Origin of the sequence: Roseiarcus fermentans (assembly GCF_003315135.1) — a bacterium.
GTDB classification, from domain to species: Bacteria; Pseudomonadota; Alphaproteobacteria; order Rhizobiales; family Beijerinckiaceae; genus Roseiarcus; species Roseiarcus fermentans.
Genome location: NZ_QNRK01000018.1, coordinates 136,840 through 144,165, shown reverse-complemented (window position 1 = coordinate 144,165; position 7,326 = coordinate 136,840). Strand labels below are relative to the sequence as shown.

At 67.3% G+C, this 7,326-nt stretch carries 8 protein-coding genes; all 8 read right to left on the bottom strand.

The genetic code is table 11. The features are described from left to right. Window positions 1–115: 115 nt before the first annotated feature. Window positions 116–571: a YbhB/YbcL family Raf kinase inhibitor-like protein gene (locus tag DFR50_RS16950; RefSeq protein ID WP_113890454.1), complete on the bottom strand. Its 456-nt coding sequence runs from the start codon at window positions 569–571 to the stop codon at window positions 116–118. A gap of 78 nt (window positions 572–649) precedes the next feature. Continuing rightward, window positions 650–1,078 carry a TA system VapC family ribonuclease toxin gene (locus DFR50_RS16945; protein ID WP_113890453.1) on the bottom strand — a complete coding sequence of 143 codons (429 nt, stop codon included), beginning with the start codon at window positions 1,076–1,078 and terminating at the stop codon, window positions 650–652. Next, a complete protein-coding gene (locus tag DFR50_RS31445; RefSeq protein ID WP_147262792.1) occupies window positions 1,038–1,313 on the bottom strand; it encodes a DUF2191 domain-containing protein in 276 nt (91 codons plus the stop codon). Before DFR50_RS31445 ends, DFR50_RS16945 begins: the two co-directional genes overlap by 41 nt. Before the next feature lie 158 nt (window positions 1,314–1,471). After that, complete coding sequence (gene urtE / locus DFR50_RS16935) at window positions 1,472–2,167, bottom strand: urea ABC transporter ATP-binding subunit UrtE (protein ID WP_113890451.1); 696 nt, start codon at window positions 2,165–2,167, stop codon at window positions 1,472–1,474. Window positions 2,168–2,372: 205 nt separating this feature from the next. After that, window positions 2,373–3,143: an urea ABC transporter ATP-binding protein UrtD gene (gene urtD, locus DFR50_RS16930; RefSeq protein ID WP_113890450.1), complete on the bottom strand. Its 771-nt coding sequence runs from the start codon at window positions 3,141–3,143 to the stop codon at window positions 2,373–2,375. Further along, window positions 3,140–4,267, bottom strand: coding sequence for an urea ABC transporter permease subunit UrtC (urtC, locus tag DFR50_RS16925; RefSeq protein ID WP_113890449.1), 1,128 nt, complete (start codon window positions 4,265–4,267; stop codon window positions 3,140–3,142). The genes urtD and urtC overlap by 4 nt, the downstream gene beginning before the upstream one ends. After that, window positions 4,264–5,871, bottom strand: coding sequence for an urea ABC transporter permease subunit UrtB (urtB, locus tag DFR50_RS16920; protein WP_113890448.1), 1,608 nt, complete (start codon window positions 5,869–5,871; stop codon window positions 4,264–4,266). The genes urtC and urtB overlap by 4 nt, the downstream gene beginning before the upstream one ends. A gap of 76 nt (window positions 5,872–5,947) precedes the next feature. Continuing rightward, window positions 5,948–7,201 carry an urea ABC transporter substrate-binding protein gene (gene urtA, locus DFR50_RS16915; RefSeq protein ID WP_113890447.1) on the bottom strand — a complete coding sequence of 418 codons (1,254 nt, stop codon included), beginning with the start codon at window positions 7,199–7,201 and terminating at the stop codon, window positions 5,948–5,950. Window positions 7,202–7,326 lie beyond the last annotated feature (125 nt).

Sequence of the window (7,326 nt, the reverse complement as noted above, 5' to 3'; positions counted from 1 at the left end):
AAAAACCCCTCTTGTAGTGAAGACCTTTTCGCTCAAGCCATTGCTTTCCTTCACGCCGCTACCCGAAAATTGGCCGAATCCGCGAAGACGGGCTAGGGGCGGCGCGTTCGCGCGTTCACCGCTCGTACAGCCCGACGAAGGTCGCTTCCGCGAGCACATGCTTGCGCGCTTCGCTCTCGACGTCGCGGCAGCGCGGGTCGGCGTGGACGTTGAGCTTGTCGACCGAGAGCGCGAGCAGGGTGAAGCGGTAGTGGTGCGACCCGTCGCCCTTGGGTGGGCAGGGTCCGCCGTAGCCCACCCGCTTGAAGTCGTTGACCGCCTGCCGGAAGTGCGACGCGCCGGCGCGACCGGCCCCGCGCGCGAGGCGCGACCAGGCGTGCGGGATGTCGTAGGCCGCCCAGTGCCGCCACACCCCGTCGGGGGCGTCGGGATCGTTGCACAGGAGCGCGAAGCTCCTGGTCGCCGGCGGCGCATCGGTCCATTGCAGCGCGGGCGACAGGTCCTCGCCGTCGCAGGTGCAGATTTTGGGGATTCTGCCGTCGTCGGAGAAATCGGTCGAGGTCAGACGCATTGGTCCTCCATTTTCTTCTTGATTGGAATATGGCCACCACCGCGGTGAGCGGCTCGGCGCCTATTGCCTGAAACAGACCTATTTGCAGGGGTCGACCCAGCGAAGTCCCGGAAAGCGCGCGAAATCGCCGTCCGTCGAATAGAGCACGTAATTTCGCTCCATCGCGAGGACGGCGAGATGGGCGTCCGTGGTGAGATTGCCCGCCGCCCCGAGGCGCTCGAGTTCAGCGCGCAGCCTCGCAAAATGGTGGTCGGAAGGGAGCGCCACGTGGACGTGCGGCTGTGCGAGCCATTGTTCGAGCCGCGCTGTGGCGTCGGTCACGGCGAGCGGCCGCTCGAAGATTCTGCGGTTCGTGACGATCCGTATGAAGCCGAGCATCACGACCCACGCCAGACCGACGCCTTCGTTCCCGGCCAGGCACGAGTCCCACCAGCGCCGCGCCCTCTCGTGAACGGCCGAGTCGACGTTATGAGCGTGAATCAGGAGGTTGACGTCGGGTAAGATCATGCGCGCGGGCGGCGTAGTCCTCCGCCTCCAGTTCGTCGAGGAATTGGCCAAGCTTGTCGAGGTCGATTCCTGGGCGGACGCCGAAGGAATGAGGAATCACTTTCGGCGCCGTCCGGGGACTCGCGGCCTCGCCGAGACCGGCGCGAAGCGTGCGGTTGACGGCCTCCTTGAACGGGACCCCGAGTTCGCGCGCGCGCTGCTTCAGGAGGCCCGCAAGATCGTCGTCGAGCGTCAAGGTCGTCCGCATGACGGCAATGTCGGTTCGCGGCAGCCTGATGTCAAGACATCACGCCGGCGCTCTCGGCTCGACGACATCGTCATGATGTTATATTTGACAATAGCAATATGGGGAACCGGTTCGGCAGCGAGAGGCAATTGATTGCCGGTACGGCGTCACACGGTCATCCGCCCGCGCACGTCGGCCTCGTTCATCGCCTCGCGCGTTCCCGCCAGCACCACCGCGCCGCGGTCCATCACCGCGTAGTCGTCGCAGATGTCGCGCGCCCACTCGAAATATTGCTCGACCACCAGGATCGCCATGTCGCCCCTGCGCCTGAGGTGGACCAGCGCCCGGCCGATGTCCTTGATGATCGAGGGCTGGATGCCCTCGGTCGGCTCGTCGAGGATCAAGAGTTTCGGCTTGGTCACCAGCGCGCGGGCGATGGCGAGCTGCTGCTGCTGGCCGCCCGACAGGTCGCCGCCACGCCGGCCGAGCATGTCGTTGAGGACGGGAAAGAGCGAAAAGATCTCGTCGTCGATGACCCGCTCGGCGCGTTTCAGGGCGGCGAAGCCGGTCATCAGGTTCTCGCGCACGGTGAGCAGCGGAAAGATCTCGCGGCCCTGCGGCACGTAGCCGAAGCCGCTGCGCGCGCGCAAATGGCTCGGCAGCCGCGTCACGTCGTGGTCGTTCCAGCGGATCGCGCCCGAGGCGACCATGTGCTGGCCGACGATGGCGCGCAGGAGCGACGACTTTCCCACGCCGTTGCGGCCGAGCACCGTCAAAATGCGGCCGGTCTCGGCCTTGATCGACACCGAGCGCAGCGCCTGCGCCGCGCCGTAGAAGAGATCGATGCGGTCGACGGTCAGCATCGCCCTTCTCCGCGAAGCGGGGAAGGTGGCGCGAAGCGCCGGATGGGGTGGGGAAAGCAGGACACCGGGCGCGACGAGAGGGCGGCGACGGTCGCGCGATCCGGCCAGTATCGATGCATCGGCCCACACCCCATCCGGCGCTTCGCGCCACCTTCCCCAGCAAAGCTGGGGAAGGGAAATCCGTGGCCAGGTTCTGCCATCATCCTCACCGTCCCAGATAGACTTCGACCACGCGCGGATGAGCGCTCACCTGGTCGAGCGTCCCTTCCGCGAGCACCGCGCCCTCGTGCAGACAGGTCACCTTGACGCCGAGTTCGCGCACGAAGGTCATGTCGTGCTCGACCACCACCACCGAATGGGTCCTGGCGATCTCGCGCAGAAGCTCGGCGGTGGCGGCGGTCTCGGCGTCGGTCATGCCCGCGACCGGTTCGTCGACGAGCAGGAGCTTCGGGTCCTGGGCGAGCAGCATGCCGATCTCGAGCCATTGCTTCTGCCCGTGCGACAGCGACCCCGCGACCCGGGCGCGATGGTCCTGAAGGCGGGTGGTGACGAGAATGCGGTCGATGGTCGCCCGCACCCCCGGCTCGGCGCGCCCGAACAAGGTCGCCCGGACGCCGCGCGGCGCCTTCACCGCGAGCAGCAGGTTGTCCTCGACCGTGTGGTTCTCGAACACCGTCGGCTTCTGGAATTTTCGGCCGATTCCCAGCGTGGCGATGTCGGCTTCGTCGAGGCGGGTGAGATCGTACTTGCCGTCGAACATCGCCTCGCCCGAGTCGGGGCGGGTCTTGCCGGTGATGACGTCCATCATGGTGGTCTTGCCGGCGCCGTTGGGGCCGATGATGGCGCGCATCTCCCCCCGCTGCAGCACGAGCGACAGTTCGCGCAGCGCCTTGTAGCCGTCGAAGGACACGCTGATCCCGTCGAGATAGAGGATCGAGGAGGTCAGCGTCGGGTTGGCGGTGTCGGCGAGCGTCATGGGTCGGCCCCTTCCTCGACCGCCAGGGCCGGCGGTTCCGGCGTCGGCGCTTTGTCCCGCGGCGGCGCGAGCAGCAGTCCGAGCAGGCCGCGCGGCAGGAACAGCGTGACGAGCACGAACAGCGCGCCGAGGCCGTAGAGCCAGAATTCCGGAAAGACGCCGGTGAACCAGGTCTTGGCGAAATTGACCGCGATCGCCCCGATCGCCGCGCCGACCAGCGTCGCCCGGCCGCCGACCGCGACCCAGATCGCCGCCTCGATCGAATTCGCCGGGGCGAACTCGCTCGGGTTGATGATGCCGACCTGCGGCACGTAGAGGGCGCCGCCGATCCCCGCCATCACCGCGGAGACGACGAAGGCGGTGACCTTGTAGGTCTCGACCCGGTAGCCGAGGAAGCGCATCCGGCTCTCGGCGTCGCGGACGGCGGTCAGCGCCTTGCCGTACTTCGAGCCGATCATCGCGCGCGCCGTCGCATAGGCCAGGATCAGCGCCACCGCGCTCGCCGAGAACAGCGCCGCCTTGGTCGAGGCCGACTGCAGCGAAAAGCCGAGCAGGTCCTTGAAGTCGGTCAGGCCGTTGTTGCCGCCGAAGCCGAAGTCGTTGCGGAAGAACTCCTTGTAGAGCGCGAAGGTCATCGCCTGGGTGATGATCGAGAGATAGACGCCGGTGACGCGCGAGCGGAAGGCGAACCAGCCGAAGGCGAGCGCGAGCAGTCCGGGAACCAGCATGACCATCAGCATCGCATAGGGGAACCAGTCGAAGCCCCACCAGGCGACCGGCAGCGCCTTCCAGTTCAGGAACACCATGAAGTCCGGCAGGATCGGATCGGCGTAGACGCCGCGCGTGCCGATCTGGCGCATCAGGTACATGCCCATGGCGTAGCCGCCGAGAGCGAAGAAGGCGCCGTGGCCGAGCGACAGGATGCCGCAATAGCCCCAGACGAGATCGAGCGCGACCGCGAGGATCGCGTAGCAGAGGTACTTGCCGAACAGCTGCACCAGATAGGGCGGCAGGCTGAACGGCGAGCTCTCCGGGACGCCGAGCGAAAGCGCCGGCACGGCGATCGCCGCGGCCGCGAGCAGGAGGACGAACACGAGTCCGATGCGGTCGAGTCGCGCGCTCATGCTTCCACCGCCCGGCCCTTGAGTGCGAACATGCCCCGCGGCCGCTTCTGGATGAACAGGATGATGACCACCAGCAGCACGATCTGGCCCTGGACCGCGCCGATCAGCGGTTCGAGAATCTTGCCCGCGACGCCGATCATCAGCGCGCCGAGCGCGGTTCCCCACAGGTTTCCGACGCCGCCGAACACCACCACCATGAAGCTGTCGATGATGTAGCCCTGGCCGAGGTTCGGCGAGACGTTGTCGATCTGCGACAGCGCGACGCCGGCGATCCCCGCCACCCCCGAGCCGAGCGCGAAGGCGAGCATGTCGACGCGGGCGGTCGAGACGCCCATCGCCGCGGCCATGCGGCGGTTCTGGGTGACCGCGCGCATCTGCAGACCGAAGCGGGTCGCGCGCAGCACGAACTGCAGGCCGACGAACACCACGATCGCGAGCGCGATGATCCACATGCGGTTCAGCGTGATCTCGAGGCCGCCGACATGAAAGGCCCCGGACATGAACGGCGGGTTGGAGACCTGGCGGTTGGCGGCGCCGAAGGTCGAGCGCACCGTCTGCTGAAGAATGAGCGAAACGCCCCAGGTCGCGAGCAGCGTCTCGAGCGGCCGGGTGTAGAGGTAGCGAATGATCAGGCGCTCGATCAGCACGCCGACCGCCGCGGCGACCACGAAGGCGAGCGGAATGGCGAAGGCGAGCGACCAGCTCTGCAGCGAGGGCGGCAGGAGCAGCTGGACGACATAGGTGGCGTAGGCGCCGAGCATCACCATTTCGCCGTGCGCCATGTTGATGACGCCCATGACGCCGAAGGTGATGGCCAGTCCGATGGCGGCGAGCAGCAGCACCGACGACGCGCTGAGGCCGTACCAGAGGTCCTGCGCCGCGCCCCAGAGCATCAGCCGCGTGCGAACGTTTGTCAGCGCCGACTGCGCCGCCGCCTTGACGTCGGGATCGGCGGCCTTCTCGCCGATGGCGGCGATCAGGCTCTCGGCGTCGCGGTCGCCCCGCGCCTTGAGGGCCTCGATCGCCGACAGCCGGTCCGCCGACGTCGCGGACTCGCTTTCGGCCAGGATCGCGGCGACCGCGAGGTTGATCGCGTCGGCGACACGGCGGTCGCTTTCCCGCGCGAGCTGGCTCTTGAGCGCCGGCAGCGCCTTGGCGTCGCGGCTCTTGAACGCCGCGGCCGCCGCGGCGAGCCGCTTGTCGGGGTCGGGACTGGCGAGCGTCAGGGTGCCCAGGGCGCTGTCGATCGCGACGCGCAGCGCGTTGCTGACCCGCACTTTCCTGAAGCCGTCGGGCGAAGCGAGGGGTTCGCCGGTCCTGGCGTCGACGAGCCCGCCGTCGGTCGCGCGGATGGCGACGACATGACTGGCGGGATCGGCCATGAGGCGGTTGTCGCCGAGCGCCTCCAGGATCGCCGCCGCCCGTGGCGGGGCTTGCTCGGCGAGCTGGCCGATCGCCTTCTGGGTGTCGGGAAACTTGTCGGTGAGGAACAGCGCCAGCGTGTCGTCGAGACTGTCGGCCCGGGCTGCGCCGGCGAAACCGGAGACGAGCGCGAGAACGGCGAGCGCGAACGCGAGGGCGCTTAGGCGAACGGCGGGGAGCAATCGGGCCTCGCTTCGGCTCGGGGGGCCTCCCCCGCGCGACGGCGCGGGAGAGGGGTTCGACGGGACGGTCGGGCGATCAGCCGCCGCACTTGCCGGTCTTGACGTTGAAGTTGCCGCACGACATCGGCTTGCGCCAGTCGGCGATCAGGTCCTTCGAGCCTTCGAGATACGGCGACCACTCGTTGGCGACGACGGTGCCGGGCGTCTGCCAGACCGTGTTGAGCTGGCCGTCGGCCTGGATCTCGCCGATGTAGACGGGCTTGGTGATGTGATGGTTCGGCATCATGGTCGACAGGCCGCCGGTCAGGTTCGGCACCGCCACGCCGATCATCGCGTCGATCACCTTGTCCGGATCGAAGCTCTGCGCCTTCTCGACCGCCTTGACCCACATGTTGAAGCCGATGACGTGCGCCTCCATCGGGTCGTTGGTGGTGCGGTTCGGCTTCTTGGTGAAGGCGTGCCATTCGTCGATGAACGCCTTGTTGGCGGGCGTGTCGATCGACTCGAAGTAGTTCCAGGCGGCGAGATGGCCGACGAGCGGCTTGGTGTCGAGACCAGCGAGTTCCTCTTCGCCGACCGAGAACGCCACCACGGGGATGTCGGTCGCCTTGATGCCCTGGTTGCCGAGCTCCTTGTAGAACGGCACGTTGGCGTCGCCGTTGATGGTCGAGACGACCGCCGTCTTCTTGCCGGCCGAGCCGAACGCCTTGATCTTCGACACTTCGGTCTGCCAGTCGGAGAAGCCGAACGGCGTGTAGTTGATGGAGATGTCCTCGGCCGGCACGCCCTTCTGCTTGAGGTAGGCCTCGAGGATCTTGTTGGTCGTGCGCGGATAGACGTAGTCGGTGCCCTCGAGCACCCATCGCTTCACCGATCCGCCTTCCGGGCTCATCAGGTAGTCGACGGCGGGGATCGCCTGCTGGTTGGGCGCGGCGCCGGTGTAGAACACGTTGCGCTCGGATTCCTCGCCTTCATACTGCACCGGGTAGAACAGGATCGAATCGAGTTCCTTGAACACCGGCAGGACCGACTTGCGCGACACCGAGGTCCAGCAGCCGAACACCGCCGACACCTTGTCCTTCTGGATGAGCTCCTTGGCCTTTTCGGCGAACAGCGGCCAGTTGGAGGCCGGATCGACGACGACCGCCTCGAGCTTCTTGCCGAGCACGCCGCCCTTCTTGTTCTGCTCGTCGATCAGCATGAGCATGACGTCCTTGAGGGTCGTCTCGCTGATCGCCATCGTGCCCGACAACGAATGCAGGACGCCGATCTTGATCGTGTCGTCGGCAGCCCAGGCCGCGGATGCGCCGAGCGCCAGCGCGCCGCCCATGAGCGCGCCCGCCGCGCGCGATAGGATACCTTGAGTCAAGGACATCGAAGACCTCGTGAAAAGGGCCCGTGCAGGGCCGTGCCAGCCTGGCCCCGCAGGAGCCGGGACTGCCGACGCAACGAGCA